The 22,769-nt window shown below is 59.2% G+C and carries 10 protein-coding genes and 1 pseudogene; 10 read left to right on the plus strand and 1 reads right to left on the minus strand.

Annotated elements, in window-relative coordinates; translation table 11 throughout:
• The first annotated feature begins 1 nt into the window (after position 1).
• From BLR75_RS09100 to BLR75_RS26445, 8 genes and pseudogenes are all read left to right on the plus strand, one after another.
• Complete coding sequence (locus BLR75_RS09100) at positions 2-5,008, plus strand: Eco57I restriction-modification methylase domain-containing protein (RefSeq protein ID WP_084310576.1); 5,007 nt, start codon at positions 2-4, stop codon at positions 5,006-5,008.
• A 59-nt stretch (positions 5,009-5,067) separates the two neighbouring features.
• Complete coding sequence (locus BLR75_RS09105) at positions 5,068-6,141, plus strand: DUF2939 domain-containing protein (RefSeq protein WP_084310575.1); 1,074 nt, start codon at positions 5,068-5,070, stop codon at positions 6,139-6,141.
• A gap of 157 nt (positions 6,142-6,298) precedes the next feature.
• Complete coding sequence (zorA2, locus tag BLR75_RS09110) at positions 6,299-7,981, plus strand: type II Zorya anti-phage system protein ZorA2 (RefSeq protein WP_084310574.1); 1,683 nt, start codon at positions 6,299-6,301, stop codon at positions 7,979-7,981.
• Positions 7,982-7,983: 2 nt separating this feature from the next.
• Complete coding sequence (gene zorB2 / locus BLR75_RS09115) at positions 7,984-8,691, plus strand: type II Zorya anti-phage system protein ZorB2 (RefSeq protein WP_245726121.1); 708 nt, start codon at positions 7,984-7,986, stop codon at positions 8,689-8,691.
• A gap of 2 nt (positions 8,692-8,693) precedes the next feature.
• Positions 8,694-9,785: a type II Zorya anti-phage system protein ZorE gene (gene zorE, locus BLR75_RS09120; RefSeq protein WP_084310573.1), complete on the plus strand. Its 1,092-nt coding sequence runs from the start codon at positions 8,694-8,696 to the stop codon at positions 9,783-9,785.
• Between the two features lie 167 nt (positions 9,786-9,952).
• Positions 9,953-16,255, plus strand: coding sequence for a DEAD/DEAH box helicase (locus tag BLR75_RS09125; protein ID WP_175469372.1), 6,303 nt, complete (start codon positions 9,953-9,955; stop codon positions 16,253-16,255).
• Positions 16,255-18,432 (plus strand): ATP-dependent helicase, encoded by a 2,178-nt coding sequence (locus tag BLR75_RS09130; protein ID WP_084310571.1) that lies wholly within the window; start codon positions 16,255-16,257, stop codon positions 18,430-18,432. The genes BLR75_RS09125 and BLR75_RS09130 overlap by 1 nt, the downstream gene beginning before the upstream one ends.
• Before the next feature lies 1 nt (position 18,433).
• Positions 18,434-18,559, plus strand: a pseudogene (locus tag BLR75_RS26445) (hypothetical protein); the annotation flags it as partial.
• Positions 18,560-18,696: 137 nt separating this feature from the next.
• Here the strand turns inward: BLR75_RS26445 and BLR75_RS09135 are convergent.
• Positions 18,697-18,999, minus strand: coding sequence for a hypothetical protein (locus BLR75_RS09135; protein WP_084310570.1), 303 nt, complete (start codon positions 18,997-18,999; stop codon positions 18,697-18,699).
• Positions 19,000-19,827: 828 nt separating this feature from the next.
• On the opposite strand from BLR75_RS09135, the gene BLR75_RS09140 reads away from it, so the two are divergent.
• Together BLR75_RS09140 and BLR75_RS09145 are read left to right on the plus strand one after the other, a co-directional pair.
• On the plus strand, positions 19,828-21,267 hold the full coding sequence (locus BLR75_RS09140; protein WP_084310569.1) for an NAD-dependent succinate-semialdehyde dehydrogenase: 1,440 nt from the start codon (positions 19,828-19,830) through the stop codon (positions 21,265-21,267).
• 43 nt (positions 21,268-21,310) lie between these two features.
• Positions 21,311-22,711, plus strand: coding sequence for a Rieske 2Fe-2S domain-containing protein (locus BLR75_RS09145; protein ID WP_084310568.1), 1,401 nt, complete (start codon positions 21,311-21,313; stop codon positions 22,709-22,711).
• The last annotated feature ends 58 nt before the right edge of the window (positions 22,712-22,769 follow it).

A 22,769-nucleotide genomic window follows, 5' to 3' on the forward strand; every position in this document is an offset into this window, starting at 1 on the left:
TATGAACTGGATCGGCATCACCAACGAAAACGATTTCTACAGCCAGCACTACCTCTCGGAAATCTTCCAGGGTGATGTGCGCGGCGTGATCGAGACCTGGCAGTTGCAGGAAGACGCGTCCCGCGAGCAGGCCCGTGCCGAGGGTCGAAGGGAACCTGACTGGCGAACGCTCTGGGCGCGTCTCAGCACCCTGGGCCGCGACTGGCTACAACGCCTCGACGAAGCCGAGCGCCAGCGCGACGCCGGCGAGCGGGCGCAGCAGGGCAGGGCGTTGATCCGCGAGCTGCTGGCCCTGTTCGAACTGCCCCATCAGCCCCAGCGCCTGGTGCTGGAAACGCCGGCCGATGTCGAACTGCCGCTGCTTGGCGAGCTACGCTCGGCGGGTGGCGCCCCCCTGCTGTGGATCCTCGAAGCCCAGCCCCTGGATGCCGCGTTCGACAACGACAGCGATCCCCTCAGCCTGCCGCTCTATCACAAGCAGCTGAGCACGCTGCCCAATCCGCCAGGTGCCGGCCCCGCCGGCGTACCCGCCGCCGAACGTGACTGGCAGCAGCTGCTATCCAGCAGCGTGTTCACCCAGCCACGGCCGCCGCGCTGGGTGATTTTGGCCGCGCCTCGCCAATGGTTGCTGCTCGACCGCGCCAAGTTCGCCCAGCACCGTTTGCTGCGCTTCGACTGGACCGAGCTGCTGGGCCGCCGCGAAAGCGACACCCTCAAGGCCGTCAGCGTGTTGCTGCACCGCCAATCGCTGTTCGACGCCAACGGCCAGGCGCTGCTCGACACCCTCGACGAGAACGCCCACAAACACGCTTATGGCGTTTCCGAAGACCTCAAGTACGCCCTGCGCGAGTGTATCGAGCTACTCGGTGACGAGGCCGCGCGTCAGTTGATCACCCAGGCGCAAGAGAAGAAGGAAGGGATCTTCAGCGGCAAGAACGAACTGGATGCCGGCCAGCTCTCCCTGGAATGCCTGCGCTACATGTACCGCCTGTTGTTCCTGTTCTACATCGAGGCACGCCCGGAACTCGGCTACGCCCCGGTCGGCTCCGATGTCTACCTCAAGGGCTATTCGCTGGAGCACCTGCGCGAGCTGGAGATGATCCCGCTCACCAGCGACACCGAGCGCAACGGCCGCTACATCCACGACTCGCTCAGCCTGCTGTTCCGCTTGGTCAACAACGGTACGCCCGATGCAGGCAGTACCCAGGCCGACCTGCTCGCCGCCGGCCAGAGCGGGCGCGATGCGTTCAGCCTGCAACCGCTGAAGTCACACCTGTTCGACCCGACGCGTACCCGCTTGCTCGACCGCGTGGTGTTCCCCAACGCCTTGCTGCAGCAGATCATCCAGCTGATGTCGCTGACCCGACCGGGCAATGGCCGCCGCCGCCGGGGCCGTATCTCTTACGCCCAGCTCGGCATCAACCAGCTGGGTGCGGTGTACGAGGCCCTGCTCAGCTACCGCGGCTTCTTCGCCACCGAAGAGCTGTTCGAGGTGAAGAAAGCCGGCAGCGAGCCCAACGATCTCGACACCGGTTATTTCGTCAATGCCCGTGAGCTGGAGGAGTACAGCGAGGCCGAGCGCGTCTACACCCGCAACGAGCGTGGCGAGAAGATCCTGCGCCGGCATCCTAGAGGCAGCTTCATCTACCGCATGGCCGGACGCGACCGGGAAAAGTCGGCCTCCTACTACACCCCGGAAGTGCTCACCCGCAGCCTGGTCAAATACGCACTTAAGGAAGTCTGGAAGGAGCAGCTCGACCCGCTGCCCAGCGACCGCGCCCGTGCCGAGCGCCTGCTCAAGCTGAGCATCTGCGAGCCGGCCATGGGTAGCGCGGCGTTCTTGAACGAAGCCATCAACCAGATCGCCGACAAGTACCTGGAGCTGATGCAGAGCGCCATGGTCGCCGAGGGTAAGGGCGAGCGCATTCCCCAGCACCGTTACCCGGAGGAGCGGCAGAAGGTCAAGATGTACCTGGCCGACAACAACGTCTTCGGCGTCGACTTGAATCCGGTCGCCGTCGAGCTGGCCGAAGTCTCGCTCTGGCTCAACGCCCTCAGCCGCGACCGTTTCGTGCCCTGGTTCGGCTTGCAACTGCATTGCGGCAACTCACTGATCGGTGCACGCCGCGAGTACTTCAAGGCCAGCCAGCTGGGCCTCAAGGCCAGGGATGCCGACTGTTGGCTCAGCCAGGCGCCGCAGGCGCTGGCTATGGGCACGCCACGCGAAAGCGGGCAGATCTGGCACTTCCTCCTGCCCGACAGCGGCATGACCAGCTACGCCGACAGGGACGTCAAGGCCCGCTATCCGGAGCAGATCAAAGCCATCAATAGCTGGCGCAAGGAATTCACCAAGCCATTCGACGCCGAACAGCGCGCCATTTTGGAAACCCTGAGCCAGAAGGTCGAAGAACTCTGGCAGGAGCACACCGCCACCCTGCGCGCCATGCGCCGCAAGACCACCGACCCTTTCGATATCTACGGCCTGCACATCGACGGCGCCATCACCAGCCTTGACTTTAAGGACCGCGTACTAGACCAGGAGCTGCACGCCCGGGGCCTGGACAACACCAGCGCCTACCGCCGCCTCAAGCTGGTCATGGACTACTGGTGCGCACTCTGGTTCTGGCCGATCCATGAGGCTGAAGCTCTGCCCAGTCGGGATGAATGGCTGTTCGACCTGGAGAACCTTCTGCTCGGCGACACCGTTGCCGCTGGCCCGGCCCACCAGCAGCACGACCTGTTCGCCAGCACCCAGAACCCGGAGGAGGGCAAGCGCTTCGTCAACAAGTACGGGGTGGTCAACCTCAAGCACCTGTTCGCCGCCTTCCCGCGCCTGCATCTGGCCGACCGCATAGCCGAGCGGCACCGTTTCTTCCACTGGCACCTGGCCTTCGCCGATGTGTTCGCCGACCGCGGCGGCTTCGACCTGACCCTGGGGAACCCGCCCTGGCTCAAGGTGGAGTGGAACTCCGGTGCGGTGCTCGGCGACTTCGACCCACGCTTCGTGCTGCGCAATTTCAGTGCCACCCAGCTCAACAGGCTGCACGACGAAACCTTCGAACGCATCCCCGCGTTGGAACCGACCTGGCTGGCCGAGTTCGAGGAAAGCGAAGGCACACAGAATTTCCTCAACGCGCTATGCAACTATCCCTTGCTGCGTGGGGTACAGACCAATCTCTACAAATGCTTTCTGCCCCAGGCTTGGAGCCGCAGCTCTGAAAAAGGCGTCAGCGGTTTCCTGCATCCGGAAGGGATATATGACGACCCGAAGGGTGGGGAATTCCGCAAGGCGCTGTATCCGCGCCTTCGCGCACACTTCCAGTTCATCAACGAGACCAAGCTGTTCGCCGAGGTGCATAACCAAACGCTGTTCAGCGTCAACGTTTTTGGCCCGCTGGCCTCACCTCGATTTGGACACATCTCGAACCTCTTTATCCCGCAGACCATAGATGCCTGTTTTACCCATCAGGGTGACGGCGAGGTGCCTGGGATTAAGGAGGAACTGGAGTTACCGGACGGTCGAGTCAAGGTTCGCTGGTGTTTCGAAGGCCATCGCGACCGTATCGTCGAAGTCAAGGAAGCCGAGCTGGCTCTGTTCGCCAGACTCTATGACGAGGTGGGCACCGAGCCGCTGGCCGCCCGCCTGCCGGCGCTGCATGCTCGCCAGTTGATCGGCGCGCTGCACAAGTTCGCCGAACAGCCCCTTCGGCTAGGCGACCTCAAGGGTGAATATCTGTCACTGGAGATGTGGCACGAAACCAATGCTCAGAATGACGGCACCATACGCCGCGAAACCCGCTTTCCGCAGGATGTCGGCGAATGGGTGCTTTCCGGCCCGCATTTCTTTGTCGGCAACCCCTACTACAACACGCCACGCGCTATCTGTAATACCAACAAGGCTTACGACAACCTTGACCTGCTTACCCTGCCCGATGACTACCTGCCGCGCACTAACTACGTTCCAGCCTGTAGTCCAGACGATTACCGGGCGCGTACGCCGAAGGTTAGTTGGGTGGAGCCGGGGGAGACAGAACCGAGGCGGGTGACGGAGTATTATCGACTCGCTTATAGGGGGATGCTGTCACAATCAGGCGAGCGCACCCTCACCCCTGTTATTGTTCCGCTTGGGGTTGGGCACATTCATGGTGTCCAAACTACGTCCTTCAAGTCATCAGAGCTATTGATCAGGCAAACAGCGATTGGCATTTCGACTGTGGGCGACTTCTATACCAAGTCCACGGGGCGAAGTAACCTCATGGCTACATGGGCTGCACTTCCGCTGGTCAGCGCTGATTCGGAGATTTTTCTTAGGGTTTTAGCCCTTCATTGCTTGACGTCGTACTACGCAGATCTCTGGCAATCCACCTGGCGACCTACCTATCGCGAACAACGCTGGTCCATTGCCTCGGATAGTGGCCACCCCGGTGCCCGCGTGCTGGCCCAGGACTTCTTCCAGCAGCTTACTCCTGACTGGCAACGCAACTGTGCCCTGCGCAGCGACTACACCCGTCGCCAGGCCCTTCTGGAAATCGATGTGCTGCTCGCCCAAGCCCTGGGCATGACCCTCGACGAGCTGCTCACCATCTACCGTGTGCAGTTCCCGGTGATGCGCCAGTATGAGGCGGATACCTGGTACGACCAGAACGGCCGCATCGTCTTCACCCCCAGCAAGGGGCTGGTTAGCGTTGGCCTGCCGCGTAAGGCCCGCAAGAGCGACCTGGAAGAAGGCACCTTCTACAGCCTCGAGTCCCCCGGCCGCACCGAGCACGACATCACGCTGGGCTGGGAAGATATCCAACACCTGCCCGCCGGCAGCAAGGTGCGCAAGACCTTTTTGGACGACACCCTGCCCGGCGGGCCCCATGAAACCACCATCGAATACACCGCGCCCTTCTTCAAGCCGGATCGGGAAGAGGATTACCGCCGGGCCTGGGCGTTCTTCGCCGAGCGGGAGAACGAAGCAGGCGCATCGCCGGCGCAGGCCGCCGCGGCCTCCTGTGAGGGCTAGGCGAACGCCGAAACCCTGCCACTTACCCATATCCATGCAATTGCCCAGGAGGGAGCCTGATGAAAAAGAAGATAGCGCTGGTTGCTGTAGGTCTGCTCGCGGCAATGGCGGGGGGCTTCTACTACTACACGACCACCCCGAGCTATTCCGTCCTGCAGATCCGCGAGTCGGTGGAGAGTCATGACGTCGCCCTGTTCGAAAAGCATGTGGATGTCGACACGCTATTCAATCGGCTGATCGACGATGTGATGGCGCAACAGCTCGCCAAGTCCGCGGGAGGTGAAAAAGACGCCTGGGGCAAGCTCGGCAGCGCGATCGGTGCAGGCATGGTGCAGATGATCAAGCCAACCCTGGTAAGTGGGCTGAAATCTTCGACCTTGCAGTACATCGAAACCGGTGATCTGAGCAAACAGGGATCACCTACCGCTGGGCCGACCTTGCCTGCCGGCGGCGCCACGGAAAAGGCCAGCTTGCACGGCATGGCAGCGAACTTCGGTATGGAGGAAGGGCAGGTTCTCGATTATCAAATCGAGCAGCGAGGCAAGGTGGCGATGGTGACCGTTCCCTACCGCAATGAAGAGCTCGATCTTCCCCTGCAGATGCAGTTCACCCTCCGCGACCAGGGAGGCTACTGGCAGTTGGTGCAATTCAATAATGCGGCCGAACTGATCTCCACGATTGAGCAGGAGCAGCAGCGTCGACTCGTCGCCGCCAATAGCCGAATCGAAGCGGAGTTGGGCTCAAGGGTTCAGTTTGTGGGCAGCGAGAAGCATAACGAGGCGGATAAGTGGGAGATCAACAAGAAGGTCTACTTAGGGGTGGCCTTCGAGTCGATGTCCGATCAACCGCTTAAAGGCTGGACTGGCACCCTGGAAGTGCTGGATGCAGATTTGCAGCCATACTTTGCGTTCAACGCCAATGGTGAGTTCGACCAGCCGTTGGCCAGAGGAATGCGGGAAACGATGGTCTGGAAGGTCGATATTAACCAGTTCATGGATGGCCACAAGGAACTGTGGGCTGCCCCGGAGGGCAAGCTCAATGTGCGGGTGAAAACCAGCCTGGTTCGTTTCGACGATGGCACGTCCATCGAAAAGCTGGGCAGTTATGCCGAGCTGCGCAAGACCAAGGGTTGAACGGATGTCGGTCAGCTTATCGGGGCCGCGTCGGAAGGTTCGAGAAAGGCGGAGCCAGTAGCTGTCATCTGGCAGCACATGGAGTCCGTCAAGAGTCAGGGAGTCTGGTTTTACGGCCAGCCCCCATTTTCGCAACGAGTGCAGGGTGGGGTAGAGAATGATTTCCGAGCGCCTGGAAGGTTGGCTGACTGCGTTGGAAAGTAGCGCTGTGACGGAGGTCTTCATTTGGCTGACGATGGCGGTCTTATGCCTATCGCTCTATGAGGCGAATAAGGGTAAGCACTCCCAGTTTCTGGAGTACGCCCCAACGCTGATGACCTCCCTGGGTATTCTCGGCACCTTCATCGGTGTGGTGATTGGTCTGCTGCACTTCGATACGGAGAATATCGACCAAAGCATTCCGGCACTTTTGGGCGGCCTGAAAACGGCCTTTATCACCAGCGTCGTTGGGATGACTGCAGCCATGTTCTTCAACGCGATGGACGCTTGGCGCTTTGGGCCGAAACGAGCGCTGAACGGGGTTGGCCAGAAAGTCACACCAGAGCACATCCATGCCACTTTGGAGGCCCAAAAAGCACTGCTCCTTGATATCGCGCGTGGCATGAATGGTCAGGAGGAGGGCTCGATCATCGGTCAGCTCAAGCTGTTGCGTAGCGATATCTCTGATTTTTCCCGAGATAATCGTGCATACAACGCCGAGTTCAGCCGCAAACTGTGGCAAGAACTCGAGCGCTTTGCCGAGATGATGTCGAAGTCGGCGACCAGCCAGATCATCGAGGCGCTGCGCCAGGTGATTCAGGACTTCAACGAGAATCTGATGGAGCAATTCGGGGAGAACTTCAAGGCCCTGGATGCCTCGGTGAAGAAGCTGGTCGACTGGCAGGCTGCCTACAAGGAGCAGGTCGACAGAATGGGTGAGCAGTACCAGCAAAGCGTCGAATCGCTGGTACAGACCCGCACCGCTGTGGCCGGCATTTGGGAGGAGTGCAAGGAGATTCCGCTGGCCATGGCCGAGCTCAAGACCGTGCTGGAAGTGAACCAGCACCAGATCAGTGAACTGCAACGCCATCTGGAAACCTTTATCCAGATGCGTGATGCCGCCGTGCAGGCGGTGCCGACAATCCAGCAGAAGGTCGAGGAAATTGGGGATCTCTTGCAAGCTGGAGCTACCGGCTTGCAAAGCTCGTTGGAGCGAACCGGTCAGGAGCTGCTGACAAATTCCAACAAGATGCAGGTGGCGTTAGAGGAGGGGGCCGAGCACTTCCGTGATTCGGTCACGAGTACGCAGCAGGCCTTCAGTGCCATGTCCAAGGATGTAGCGGAAGCTTCCGAGAAACTCACCGAGTCGTTGAACGACACGGTGAGTGATATGAATGCATCGGCCAAGGACTTGCTCGATACCATGCGCCGTTCGGTCGACGACATGGGGGCTCAGCTTCAACGGCATTCCGGCGAACTCACGACTCAATTCAAGCAGGCCGCGAACGAATTTGAGCAGAGCGCCCAGCGGATCATCCTGCAAATGGGGCAATCCGGCTCGCAGGCTCAGCAAAGCTTGTCTTCCGCTCTCGAACGTATGCTGGGCGAGCTGGCTAACTCGATGAGCAAGGCCCGCGCCGAATTGGACGCTCATGTGACGGATGCACTGAAGACGTTTGGCGAGGATGTGAACAGCAAATTGAAGCTGTTCGAGACCGGTACGATGCGAGAACTCAACAGTGAGCTGGAGACTGTTGGAGTTGCCTTAACATCCATTACCGGTCGCTTCGTAGACGATTATCAGCGCCTAGTTGGCCGTATGGATGAAGTCATTCGTAGTCAACCTGGCGTAGGTGTCTAAGCGTGGACGAGTATTTCGGCATCCACCGCAAGGCGACTCGCCAAGCCAGTGAACACTGGATATCGATGTCGGACCTGATGGCCGGCCTGATGATGGTATTTCTGCTGATCTCCGTAGCTTTCATGCGATACGTGCAGATCGAGCGAGACAAGATCAAAGAAGTTGCGGTTGCCTACCAGAACACTCAGGTCGCCCTATACCAGGCGCTTGATGCCGAGTTTGTGAATGATCTTCCGGTTTGGGACGCGGAAATCGACAGAAACACGCTGGAGTTTCGCTTCAAGTCACCTGAGGTGTTGTTCGATACCGGCAAGATCAATCTCAAACCCACATTTAAAGCGATACTGGATAACTTCTTCCCACGCTACATGCGTGTGCTGGAAAATTTTCGCCAGGACATTACTGAAGTGCGTATCGAAGGGCACACCAGCAGTGACTGGAGTGGCACCGTCAGTCCTGATATTGCTTACTTCAACAATATGGAACTCTCCCAGGGGCGAACGCGAGCTGTCCTGCAGTATCTGTATATGATGCCTGCGGTGGAGCGTGAACGTGCGTGGCTGAAGAGATCATTTGCCGCGGTAGGTTTTTCATCGGCGCATCCTGTTTACTCGGAAGCGGATACTGAGGATCCCGTGCGATCCCGTCGAGTCAGTTTCAAGGTCGTGACTAATGCCGAACTGCAGATCCGACGGATTATCCAGGAGTAGGCATGAAGCTCAAGGTTGACTTCACCGAGCTCGTCCGACTAGGGCGGGTCATGATGCCTGAAGGTTCTGACTTCAGCCTTACTCGCCTAGCCTTGGGATTCGAACCGATCGACATTGCGCTAAGTTCCGGGAAGGATGTCGAGATTGGTGAACTGGACTCGGGCATTACGCTCTTGTCCTACCAGGGACGCCAGGTTCTGCTCTATATCAAGGATCACACCGGAAAGTTCGATGCTGCCCTAGTGAATGGGGAGCAGGGTAATCGTTTTCATATTGCGCATTGTTCAACTCTGGAGACCATGAAAAACCATGATCGCTATCAGCGGTATGTGGCCACCAACAGGCTGGACGGACGCTTTCTGATCGAGGATGCAACGAGTTGGGGTGGTGTGCCAAGAAGCGGCGAGGCCGCCCTGAAAGTTTGCAAGAACTGCTTATTGAAATTGAATTATAGAAATTACACGTCACATGCAGTGCGGCAAAATGTCTTTGCGGCCTTCTCGCTGACGAATTTTTTCTCTCATTACAGTACTTGCTTCAAGTACATGCCTAAGGACCTGAGCGACAGAGCAAGTATTGGTTATTCACCCGATTGGCCAGAGCTGTCGAAGCAAGTTCGCGAGGCGGCTGGCTATCGGTGTAACGAATGTTTCATCGACCTTTCCACACACAAAAAACTATGCGATGTGCATCATATAAATGGGGTCAAGTCCGACAATGCCCCGTCCAATCTTAGAGTATTATGCAAGGATTGCCATCGGAAGCAGCCCCGGCACGGAGGAATATTCCTTTCCAGTAGGGATATGGAAATCATTCGAGCGCTGCGTTCGCGCCACGGAGTGCTGGATAATCTGCAATGGGACGGCGTATATCAGTTAACAGATACATCCGTCCATGGCGATATCGCGGTATTGCAGAACAAGGGGTTTCCAGTTCCGGTAGCCGGTTTCGATGTGCTCAATGCTAAAGGAGAGGTGCACGCCACGCTTGAGGTGGCATGGCCGGACAGGCGCATTGCGGTCAATCTGACCAAGATCGATTTGCCGGGCTGGCAGGTGTACCAGGTCGGTGAAATTTGTGGCGGTCTTGGTTGATAGGGCAGGTACAGAGTGCCGGGTTAAGATGCTGCCTCGTTACATGAGTTTTCCGATGATCAAACAATGTTTGTAGTGGACCGCAAGAGCGGCCGAGGAAGGGATTCAAGATACCTATGCTCCCGTCAATAGTTGCCCGTGAAGTTCAGGCCGGTCTAAAGCGCTTTTTGCGCACCACCTTTCCAATGACCACGCCTGGCTTTATGCATGGCCCCGAAAAAAGCACGCTGGATGCCTTTCTGGAGCAGGAGCATGCGCTGTTCAAGGGGCCCTGGCTGGAGGTCAAGCTGCCGTTTCGCCGCGCGCCGCTGGGGCAGCCACTGCCGTTCACTCATATCACGCTGGGATTCCAGCCTTACCGACATCAGCAGGTCGCTTTCGGGCGGTTGTGTCAGCTCAAGCCAGCGTCGAGCATCGTAGCGACGGGGACAGGCTCGGGAAAGACCGAGTGTTTCATGTACCCCTTGCTGGACTACTGCCTGCGCGAGCGTCGGCAAGGCATAAAGGCGATCATCATCTATCCGATGAATGCGTTAGCCACAGATCAGGCGCGGCGTTTCGCCAAAGAAGTGAACAAGCTCGACACCAAGCTGAGCGTTGGCCTGTTCACTGGTGATGACGGTTCACAGAACCGCCGCATGACTCCGGAGCAGGTGATTACCCACCGCGACACGCTGCGGGAAAGCCCGCCAGACATTCTGCTGACCAACTACAAGATGCTCGATTTCCTGCTGATGCGGCCCAAGGATCAGCGCTTGTGGCGGCACAATACACCGGGGTTGTTGCGCTATCTGGTGGTGGACGAGCTGCATACCTTCGACGGTGCCCAGGGTACCGACCTGGCCTGTCTGGTGCGGCGCCTGCGGGATAAATTGAAGATCGGCGATGAGCTGGCGTGCGTTGGTACCTCGGCAACCATCGGTGATGACAGCGGTGTCGACGCGCTGTGCGCCTATGCGGCGGACGTGTTCGCCACGCCCTTCGAGCGTGAGGCGATCATTCTGGAGGATCGCCTGAGCGTCTCGGAGTACCTGGATGATCCGGGAAATGATCGGGGCGAGGTGCTCAGCCGCTGGCCTCGGGACAATCTGCGTGAACTGGAGCCTGGGCGGCGAGAGCAGGGCGTGTATCTGCGTCAGCTGGCACAACTGTGGCTGGGAGCCGATCTGGCCCTGGACGACCGTAATGCCTTGCGCCAACAGCAGGCCTGTGTCGAACTGGGCCAGCTCTTGTTGCGGCATACGGCCTTCGAGGCATTGCTCCAGGCAGCGCACAAGGTGTGCGACATGCGTGTGCTGGCGGCGGATTGGCAACGCCGTTTCAACCTGGCGGTGAACCTGGAGCAGGTGATGCTGCTGATTGACAGCCTCTGTGCGTTGATTTCCGCGGCGCGCATCTGGGTTGATCCGCAGCAGCCCTCGAAAGGTGTGCAGCCCTTTCTGCAGGTGCGTGTGCAGCTGTGGCTGCGAGAGCTGCGTCGCATGGTGGCCAGCGTTGAAGCAATGCCCATACTGCGTCACCACGACGACCTGCAGAATCCGCAGTCGCCCCTGCATCTGCCGGTTCTACACTGTCGTGAATGTCATGCCACCGCGTGGGGGGCGATCAGGCCCGAAGGGGAGCAAAGCATTCGCGCTGATCTGCAGTCGTTCTACAGTGCCTGGTTCAGCCATAGGCCCGATGCCTGTCTGATCTTCCCGCTACCGCAGGAGGCGCCACGGCCTCAGGAAGGGGATCGCCAATTCTGCAGCAGCTGCCTGACGCTGCATGCTCAGCCTGGGGAGTGCCCGGATTGTCAGCGGCCGATGATGCGGGTGTGGCTGCCCAATCTGCTCAAGCAGCGCACCGTGAAAGGTGAGGCGCGGGTCGAGGCTTCCAATGACTGCCCTTGCTGCCAGGGCAAGGCTGCGCTATCCATCCTGGGGTCGCGCGCTGCCAGCCTGGCCAGCGTCGCGATCGGTGATCTCTACGGCTCTGACTACAACGATGACTACCGGCTGATTGCTTTTTCCGATTCCGTCCAAGATGCCGCGCACCGCGCCGGCTTCTTCGGCGCGCGCACCTACAGCCAGGTGGTGCGCCATGCGATCGCCGGCGTTTTGCGCGAGCAAGGCGATGGGATGGCCTTATCCCGTCTGATAGATGAAGTGCCCAGCTACTGGCGCCGTGAACTGACGCGAGCGGAGGATTTCGTCGGCACCTTCATCGCGCCAAACATGGAGTGGCTGGCGGATTATCAGACGTTGACCACTGAAGGGCAGTTGCCCAAGGGCAGCGATCTGGTCGATCTGGTCGCCCAGAGATTGCGCTGGGAGACGCTGGTGGAGTTCGGCTTGCGTTCTCGCATAGGACGCACGCTGGAGCGCTCCGCCGTAGCCACTGCGCAGGTTGAGCTGTCGGCACTGAAGGCAACTGCCGATCGGTTGACGCGGTTGCTGCGTGAGGAAGTGGGTACGTTGCGCGATATTGGCGAATCGCAGGTGCTTACCTTCCTGCTGGGCCTGATGCGTCGGTTGAGGCAGGCCGGGGCATTCTATGACGAGCAGCTGGACGGCTATGTGAAGGGACGAGGTAACACCTTCTTGTTGACGCAGCGTTTGCATCTGCCTGGCTATGGCCCGCTTAACCAGCCGCCGGCGGCGCTGTCCTTGGGCTTTGTCAGTCAGTATTTCGAGACTCTGTTCAGCAAATCCAGCGGCTGGTATCTAGGCTGGTTCAACAAATGCCTGGCCGTAGACCAGCCGCTGGCTACCGCAGAATATGAGCAGGCCTATCGCTTTACTCTGCAGCTTTTGGAGAGCGACGGCTGGCTGAAGCGGTTGGATGCCGGCCAGGATCCGGCCTGGTTGCTGCTCCCGCAGCGTTGGAGCATGACGGCCCGCTTGGCGGAAATGGCCTGTGATGACTGTGGTCACCGGCAGATGGTGGCTGCCGAGCAGTTTCAGCAGTGGCAGGGTATCCCCTGTATGCGTCACGGCTGTGCCGGCCATTACCGTTTCCAGGCCATGCCCAACGGGGACCAGGCTTACCGCGCCCGGCCACGTCGCCTGGTGGCTAGCGAACACACCGGGCTTCTCGATGGCAAGCGTCGCCTGGAAATCGAAACCTCGTTCATGCGTGGTGCCGATCGCCATTCCTGGGATATCAACCTGCTCTCGGCAACACCTACCTTGGAGATGGGCATCAATATCGGCGACCTTTCCACCGTATTGCTCTGTTCCATTCCGCCCGCTCAGGCGAACTACCTCCAGCGCATCGGCCGTGCCGGGCGGACCGATGGCAATGCCTTGGCCATGGCCATCGCCAACGGGCAGAACCACGACAACTACTTCTATGAGCAGCCGCTGGAGATGCTCGCCGGCTCCGTGGCAACCCCCGGCGTATTTCTGCGCGCCATGGCAGTACTTGAGCGCCAGATGATTGCCTGGTGCTTTGACCGCTGGGCCGATACCGGAGTGGATGAGTCAGCGATTCCCGGTCGCATGCAATCGGTGTTGGATACCATTCAGGCCGGTCGACAAGATGCCTTCCCGCATAACTTGCTGACTTTCATCGAGCAGCACGCGGATCGGCTGCTGGCGGGCTTCCTGGTACTTTTTCCGCATTTGGACGCTGATGAGCGCGAGCACCTTGGGAGCTTCCTACTGGGCGACAGGCAGCGGCACGGCTCTCTCGGTTGGCGCATTCTCGATCGTCTCAATGAGCTGAAAGAGGAGCGCGGCAGTCTCCGCAAGCGCATCGACGCGTTGAAGAAACAGATCGAGCAACTGGAGAAACAGCCAGAAGATGAAGAGCGCAATCTCTTGTTGCAAGGCTGCAAGGAAGAGCGTGGTGCCTTGCTGACACTGATTGCGCGAATGAACAATCGTCTGACGCTGAACTTCTTCACCGATGAAGGACTGCTGCCTAACTACGCATTCCCGGAAGAGGGGGTGATCCTGAAGTCGGTGATTCTGCGCCGTAAGCAGCTACGTGAGCAGCCGGCGGCCGAGGGGGAATCAAATAAAGGACGCTTCGAGGTCCTCAACCTGGAGTTCCAACGCTCCGCTGAGGCCGCTTTGGGCGAGTTGGCGCCGGAAAACAGCTTCTACGCTGCCGCCCATCAGCTGAATATCGAGCAGGTCGATCTCAATCTGTCGAAGCCGGAGACCTGGCGGCTGTGCAACCAATGCCATTACGCCGAGAACGTGACCGAAGCGCAAAGTAGCCACAGCGTTTGTCCCAAGTGTGGTAGTCCGCAATGGGCAGATATTGGCCAGCAGCGCAGCTTGTTGCGTTTGCGTCAGGTATATGCCCGTGCCGATTCGCGCTATGACCGAATTGGCGATGATGCCGACCAGCGCGAACCGACGTTCTATCAGCGTCAGCTGCTGGTGGATATTCCCGACCAATCGGTGACGGCAGCCTATCGGCTGGACAGTGACAGCCTGCCGTTCGGTTTCGAGTTTCTGAGCCGAACCAAACTCCGTGAAATCAACTTTGGCCAGCGTGGCGGCGAGGCGGAAGGCTTTGCCGTGGCGGGGCAAATAGAGTCGCGCAGAGGTTTCCGCATCTGCGGTAAATGCGGCATGGTCAAGCGTGACCGTCTGCGTAGGGGGCAGTTTGCTCATGCGCTGGATTGCCCCTATGCGCGCTCCGGTGTGGATGAGCGTGAAGTCGAGTGGATCGACAGTTTGTACCTCTACCGTGAACTGAACTCGGAAGCCATTCGCATCCTGCTACCGCTGGCCGATGTGGCGTATTCCGAGGTGGCGCGCCACTCATTCATCGCTGCTCTGAACATGGGGCTGAAGACCTTCTTCAAAGGTGATGTAAATCATCTACGCATCACGGAGATGCTGGAGCCGGCGGGAGAGGGGGGCTCTGCGCGCCAGTATCTGGTGCTGTACGACAGCATCCCGGGTGGCAGTGGCTACCTCAAGGAACTGATGCGCGAGCCGGGCAGGTTGCTGGAAATGCTGCGTCAAGCTCTTGCACGCCTGACTCGATGCGTTTGCGTGGATGATGAGCATCGCGACGGCTGCTATCGGTGCCTGCTGGCTTACCGCGACAGCCGTAATATGCCGAAGATATCCCGTAAGACTGCCGCCCACCTGCTGGAGCAGATCCTTGAGCGATCCGATAGCCTGGTTTCGGTCGAGGGCCTGTCGCAGATCAGTACGGCCAATAGCCTGGTGGAGAGTCCACTCGAAAAACGCTTTATCGAGGCCATGGATAGGCGCTTTGGGCTGGAAAAGCGCACGGTGAATGGCAAGGCCGGCTACTGGTTCAAGGCCGGCGAACGGCAGTGGGAGCTTGAGTTGCAAGTCGACTTCGGTCCTGCCCAGGGCATTGTGTTGCCAACGCGAGCCGACTTCGTCATTCGTCCCGCCCGCGAGAGTGAGCGTGCGCCGCAGAACGAATGGCTTATCTACACCGATGGTTTTGCGCCGCACCACACCAACTTGCTCGACGACACGCGGAAGCGCCAGGCGCTGGTCATGGCTGGGCGGCAAGTACTAGTACTGGCTTGGGACGATCTGCCGGAGGCGGGAAAGGCTCCGCCGGTGCCGGCATCTGATCTGTTGGCGGCGGGTCGCCAGGTGAGCATGTTGCAGCTGTTCGAGCAGTTGGCAAAACAGCATGGTTGGCAGTCCAGCGCGATGCTCAGCGGCTTTTGTGGCCTTGGTAGCTATCGCTGGTTGGAGAAGTGGTTGCTTGACCCTCAGACGACCCAGGTCTTCTTGCAGCAGGCAGCGATGATGACTCTGGTTGGTTGGCTCGATCCCCACGTTGGCAAAGGGGCGCGCTGGGAGGCTTGTCGCACCGAATTGCAAGCACTGTTGCCAGGGCCATTATTTGCTGTCCTAAGTGAGTCACCGGGAGCAGTCGGTGGCTTGTTGAATAGCCAGAATCACTGCCTGGGGCCGGTTAATTCATTGGCGCGTGTGCCGCTGGCCGCGATGAGTTCATTGACGCGCTTGCTGGAGGAGGCCGAGGTGCACCTCTTCATCGATGATCTCCAGGCGGCTCAGACGAATGAGTTCAATCGGCAGTGGCGCGCCTTCTGGCAGGCCTTCAACCTCCTCCAGTTCGCTCCACGCTTTTCGGTAAGTTGCCGCACTGGGGTTGCCCAGCATGGCTATGATTCCGCATTGCTGCACTGGCCTCGGCGCGGCCAGCCTGAGGGGGCCGCTGCGACCGAGCCGATGGATGATTGGGCGCAGGTGTTTAGCGACTGTTTTATCGACCCCCTCAGTCTGGAGCGCTTACGCGAGAGCGGGGTACCGGTTCCGGAAGTGGGGTTGGATCTGACGGAAGGCGACACTACTGTCGCCACCGCCGAGTTGAGCTGGCCCACTCATAAACTGGCGCTGTTCACTGAGCCCGAGCATGAATTGCCAGTCCTGAGCGACTGGGTATGCCTTTCGACGCAAACCGATACCTGGCTGGAGCAAGTGACCAGTCAGTTGAGCAAGGAGCAGGCCTGATGCAACCAAAAATCGCGCTAGGAGACAGTTTCCTCGGAGCCTTCGCGGAAATTCCGCGTGGCAAGCAGAAGAAGGTGATGGAGTTCGTCAGCAAGTTCCGTCGCAACCCAGAGGCAAGTGGCATCAACTACGAGAAGATCAATGATGCCAGTGACCCCCATTTCCGGTCGGTGCGCATTGATCAGGACTATCGCGGTATCGTGCTTAAGCCCGACAGCGGGAATGTTTATGTGTTGCTTTGGGTCGATAAGCACGACGATGCCTATGACTGGGCGAGGCGCAATCGCTGCCATGTGAATCCGACCACCGGAGTGCTTCAGCTCTTCGAGAGCTCCCTGGAGGAGACGGCTACATCTTACTTGCCTGCAGTTGACCAGGTGCCTTCTGATCAACAGGCAATCCCTGGCGAACTGGCGGAAGGGCCTTTGCTTGATCTGGATGATGCAACTCTGCGGCGCTTGGGAGTACCTGAAGGCAGCCTGCCCCAGGTTCGCTCATTGACCTCGGAGGAGGCGCTGGAGGCGCTGGAGAAATGCCTGCCTATCGAGGCCTTTGAGGCGCTGTACATGCTTGCCGCTGGTGCCTCGCTTGAAGAGGTACTGGCCGACTATGCTGCGCGTGCCGATCAGCAAGTTGATCCTGAAGACTACGCCACAGCACTGCAGCATCCTGGCTCCCAGCGTCGTTTCCATGTGGTGGAAGACGAGATGGAGCTCATCCAGATGCTGGAGGCTCCACTGGAACGTTGGCGGGTTTTTCTGCACCCGTCGCAGCGTCAACTGGTCGAGCGCAGCTGGAATGGCCCGGTTCGAGTGCTGGGTGGAGCAGGTACTGGTAAGACCGTTGTCGCCATGCATCGGGCGCGGTGGTTGGCGAGTCGGGTGTTGGGAGCAACTGAGAAACTGCTGTTCACCACATTCACCCACAACCTAGCCACGGATATTCGTACCAGTCTGCGTAAGATCTGTTCCCCGGAGATTTTTGATCGCATCGAAGTACGGCCGTTAAATGAATGGGTCAGTCAGTTCGTCAAGAGTCAGGGGTATACCTCGACCATCGTCTATCCGGGAGGGCAGGATGGTCATTATGAGCATTGCTGGAATGCCGCTATCCAGTTGAAGCCGGGAGAGTTGGATCTGCCTTCCAGTTTCTACCGGGAGGAGTGGGAGCGAGTCGTTCTACCGCAAAGGATTATTGATCGGCAGGGCTATCTCAGGGCCAACCGCAACGGCAGAGGAGTAGCGCTTAACCGTAAGCAGCGCAGTGACATTTGGCCGGTGTTTGAGGAGATGCGCCTGCAATTGGCTAACCGCAGAGTGGCTACTGCCGAAGACGCAATGCACCATGCCATGGATGTTCTGGATCGGGGCGAGGACCGCCGCCAATATCGTGCAGTGGTAGTTGATGAGGGACAGGATCTTGGACCGGAGGCTTTGAGTCTGATTCGTCGGCTGGCTCCGGAGCAGGGTGATGATCTCTTCGTAGTCGGTGACGGCCATCAGCGTATCTACCAGCGGAGAACCTCGCTTAGTCAATGCGGCATCAACATTCGAGGGCGTGGTAAAAAGCTACGCATCAATTACCGCACCACTGAACAGATCCGTCGCTTTGCCACGGCTTTGCTCGAAGGTATTGAGGTAGATGACCTGGATGATGGGCTGGATGGCACCCAGGACTATCGTTCGCTGGTGCAGGGGGAAGCACCTCACATTCACCAAACAGTCAGTCTGCAGGATGAGTGCGACTGGCTGGTTTCGCAGATGCAGATACTAGAGGGCGGAGGCATGCCGCTGGCAGACATGTGCCTGGTGGCTCGCACTCAGTACCAACTGGGTGACTATGAGCAGGCCCTGCAGCTGGCTGGACTCGCGACCTGTCGCTTGTCTCGTGATCAGGCTGATGACCGTAACAAGGCAGGAGTGCGCCTTGCGACCATGCACCGGGTGAAAGGGCTCGAGTTCAAGGCCGTCTTCATGGCAGGAATCAATGACGGTGTCGTACCCCTCAGCAAGGCAGTACAGGCCACTGATGATCCAGTTGAGCACCGCTTGCGGGATCTGAATGAGCGCGCGCTGTTCCACGTGGCTGCCACGCGAGCGGTGAGGCACTTGCTGATTTCGTACTGTGGAAAGCCTAGCGAGTATCTGGTGCCGCGGACTATTGAGCGGTCACGGTGAAGTGAATCGACCTAACCAACGCCGCGGCTGTTGCCGCGGTGTTGGATATTCGGACGCTCTGAAGGATGAGCTTGACCGCCTATGGCGAGTGAAACGCCCGGAGATCACTCAGAAGGTTGCCTGGGCCGAACAGCGTGCGCCCGGGCCTGCATAGACATCGCTGTTCCGCAGGAAGGATGCCCCGACCCAACCAAGTTCCTGTGCCAAATCGGCGATCAGAGAAACTGGCAGGCCAGTCAGCAACAGCCCTATATGCGCCCAGGCTCAGCCATCGCCCCAGAACTCATCACGTCGCACCAAACCGAACTCACCCTCCAGGGTATCAGGCTCCTCGTCAAACATGGTGTTGACCATGCTTTCCCGACGTAGAGCGCTCAGTGTGCGGAAAAAGCAGAGTTCACAAAGATGAACCTCATAGCGCTCGCCATCATGCCTGGAACCATACCCCCAGTGCGCCCTAAGGGTTCCAAACTGTTGGCCATAGCCTTCCACGCGAGTGCTTTGGTGACAGACATCACAGGTAATATCTACGACCGTTTCAACCGATTGGGTGACAGTGTGCTTCACGATTAGAACCTCCCGCGACGGTCGAGAAGGGTGCCATCAAAAGCCGCAGAATCCCTTTATTGCTACAGCTTTCCATACCGTGATGTGTGGGGGATGATCAGTCAAGCTTCGGCGTGCGGCCTTGGCTGATCGCTTTAGGTCTTTGTCGGCCCTGGCCGATGTGGACGCCGGCCGCGTGATTGTGTCCGCCGCGGTGGGCCCGAGGAGTGAAACTAAAGCTTCTCAAATGTGCGAGAGCCGATTTCTCAAAGGATTAGTTCTCGAAATTTCGAGTTGTTAGTTCTGAGCGCTATTCAGTCGGGCCGGCGGTGGGCGGCGCTTGGAAGTGGAGCGGCTCGATCACCACCCCATTGCGCTGGAAACCTGTGGTCCGGCAAGAATCCCGAAGACCGTGCCCGTTTCCGAAGTGATCCGTATCGAGTTCATCTGGCTGGCCACCGCGCCGCTGGGCATGGGACTGACACCGAAACGGCACTGGCGCAGGTCGCCCAGGTGATTGGCGCGACGCAGCCGCACTGTGTCTACCTCTGCACCAACAAGCGCGCCAACCGAATGAAGATGCTGGTGCACGTGCCAGGCTGACCGGCCCCTGCCTTGCTTCATGCGCTTTCAGCCCCTGTCTGGGGCGGGCTTGGTTTCCGATCCTTCTCGTCCTGTCACCCCAATCCCTTTTCTCCTGAACGGTTGCCGGTATGCGCCGTTTCGTTCCGCTTCATCTCCGAAGCAATAAAAGCTTTCGCATAGATTTGACGTATGTAGTTTTATAGCTATATAGTTTTTGAGCGGCCAAGAACTACAGGCCCGTCCACTCGGTAGGAGTAGAGATCCATGTATGACGTAGAGCTAGGTTTGTTCATCGACGGGCAATGGCGCAGCGGCGAAGGGCGCCGCACTGTCCCTGTCGTCAATCCGGCTACCGAAGAAGTGTTGGCCGCGCTGCCGTTGGCCACAGAGCAAGACATCGAGGACGCGCTGAATTCGTCCTTGGCGGGGTTTGCAGTCTGGCGCAATACCTCGGCCTGGGACCGTCAGGTCGTGATGAACCGCGCTGCCGCGCTGATTCGCGAACGCCGCGAAGCGCTGGCTTTGGTTCTGACCCAGGAAAACGGCAAACCGTTGGCCGATTCCAGGGGCGAGATCGACCGGGTGGTGGAGACCATTGAGTGGTGTGCCGAAGAGGGCAAGCGTGCCTATGGCCGCCTCCTGCCTCCCCGCCAATCGGAACTGCTGCAAACCACAGTCAAGCGTCCTATCGGTCCGGTTGCAGCTTTCGCTCCCTGGAACTTCCCGGCGGTGTTGGTGGCGCGCAAAGTGGCCGCGGCACTGGCCGCCGGTTGCTCTGTGATTCTCAAGCCTGCCGAGGAAACTCCCGGCGTGTGTGTCGGGATCATTCGTGCCTTCGTAGATGCGGGCGTACCCGATGGCGTGATCAACATGCTGTTCGGTGAGCCAAGCCAGATTTCCGAACGACTGATCGCCTCGCCCGTCACTCGCAAGGTGTCATTCACCGGGTCGGTACCGGTTGGTCGTTTGCTCAGCACTCTCGCAGCGCAACAACTCAAGCCGGTGACCATGGAGTTGGGCGGTCATTCGCCCGTGGTGGTATTCGACGACGTCGACGTTCGGGCGGTGGCACGAGCCTGTGCGGGCTTCAAGTTCCGCAATGCAGGTCAGGTATGCGTATCCGCCAGCCGCTTCTTCGTTCATGAGCGGCTGTATGGAGAGTTCGTTCGCCATTTCGTCGAGTTCGCCAATGCGATCAATGTCGGCAACGGCCTCGAGCCGGGTGTGAGCATGGGGCCCTTGGCCAATGGCCGGCGTCTGGAGGCTACGGCAGGGCTGGTTGCCGATGCCAAGGCGCGCGGCGCGACGATTGCCGCCGGCGGAGAGCGCCTGTTCGACCGCGGTTATTTCTTCCAGCCGACAGTGCTGACCGATCTGGATCCCCAGTCGCGGATTCTCCACGAAGAACCGTTCTGCCCGGTTGCGCCAATCATGCCGTTCAGCGACTTCGATGAAGTAATGGGTCGCGCCAATGGCGTGGATTTCGGCCTGGCGGCATATGCCTTCACGAACTCGATCAAACGTGCGGCTGCGATTTCCGAGGCATTCGATGCCGGATGGATCGGGATCAACAGCTTCACTCCCGCTTTGGCGGATGCCCCGATCAGCGGCTCCAAACAAAGCGGTATCGGCCACGAAGGTGGCCCAGAAGGGCTCGATGCTTATTTGCAGACCCGCTTTGTCAGCCAGGCGAGTTCTGTTTAGGCCCAGCAAACAGCGCTGAATCCAACAAAAAGAGGAACGAATCATGAGCCGTGCAGATGGTAAAGCCCAGAACATTGCTTACGGTGGCTACCACTACAACCTGATCCCGACCGAGGACGCCGAGCTGACCCGCGTGGGGCCGGGCACCGAGATGGGGGAGTACATGCGCCGCTTCTGGCATCCAGTGTGCCTGTCAGAAGAGTTGGGTGAGCTGCCCAAAGCGATTCGCATCCTTGGCGAGGATCTGGTCGCCTTCCGAGATCGCAGTGGTCGTGTCGGCGTGTTGCATCGTCATTGCGCCCACCGTGGGGCGTCGCTGGAGTTCGGCATCATTCAGGAAAACGGCATCCGTTGTTGCTACCACGGCTGGCAATGGGATGTGGACGGCACCCTGCTGGAAACCCCGTGCGAGCCCGAGGGCAGCAAGCTGAAGGAAAGCGTGTGCCAGGGCGCCTATCCGGCGTTTGAGCGCAGCGGCCTGGTGTTCGCCTACATGGGGCCGCCGGATGAAAAACCGAAGTTCCCGGAATTCGAGTCCTTCACCCAGCCGGAAGGAACTGAGCTGGTGGCCTTCTCCAATATCTACCCGTGCAACTGGCTGCAGGTGTTCGAGAACATCATGGACCACATGCATACCGCCGTGCTGCACAACAACATGACCGTTGACAGCGTCGACGCTGCCACGGCCGCCGGCGTTTCCCTGGAAGGGTTCGGTGATATGCCGGTCATGCACTGGGAACCGACCCGTAATGGCGCTGGCGTAGCCTTCGTCGCCGGGCGTCGGGTGGCAGAAGATCGTGTGTGGATCCGCATCACCGAGATGGCGTTCCCTCACCTGTGCCAGATCGGTTCACTGGTTCCCACTGCCGCCGAGGAGCGTCATTCCACTGTGGCGATGAGCCGCTGGCATGTGCCGGTCGACGATACCAACACCATCCTGTTCGGCTGGCGGCACTTCAACGACGAGGTCGATCCGAAACACATGGGCTGCAAGGAAGATTGCGGCGTGGACAAGATCGATTTTCTCGAAGGTCAGACCGGTAGCCGCACTTACGAGGAAGGCCAGCGCGCGCCGGGTGACTGGGAAGCTCTGGTCAGCCAGCGTCCCATCGCCATCCATGGGATGGAACACCCGGGGCGTTCGGATATCGGCGTGTACCTGTGCCGCAAGCTGCTGCGCGATCAGGCGAAAAATCTTTCCCAGGGCAAGCCGATAGGCCGCCCCGATCTCAATAACGACGATCCGCTGGCGATGTACAGCCAGGATTCCACTCTTTACATCCCGCGGGATCCGCAGCGCGATGACAAGGAGTTGTTGATGGAAATCAACCGCACGGTCATCGGCGTGATGAAGGAAGCGGATGCCTATCCTGCCGCCGAGCGTGATGCCTTCGTGCGTTGTCGTCTCGACGAGATCGACGACCGTCAGTTCGCGTCGCGTTGATGGACGAACCGGGTATGCACCTGCATGCCCGGCCCGCCGAAATGCCAGCCAAAAAGAA

Origin of the sequence: Pseudomonas jinjuensis, assembly GCF_900103845.1 — a bacterium.
GTDB classification, from domain to species: Bacteria; Pseudomonadota; Gammaproteobacteria; order Pseudomonadales; family Pseudomonadaceae; genus Pseudomonas; species Pseudomonas jinjuensis.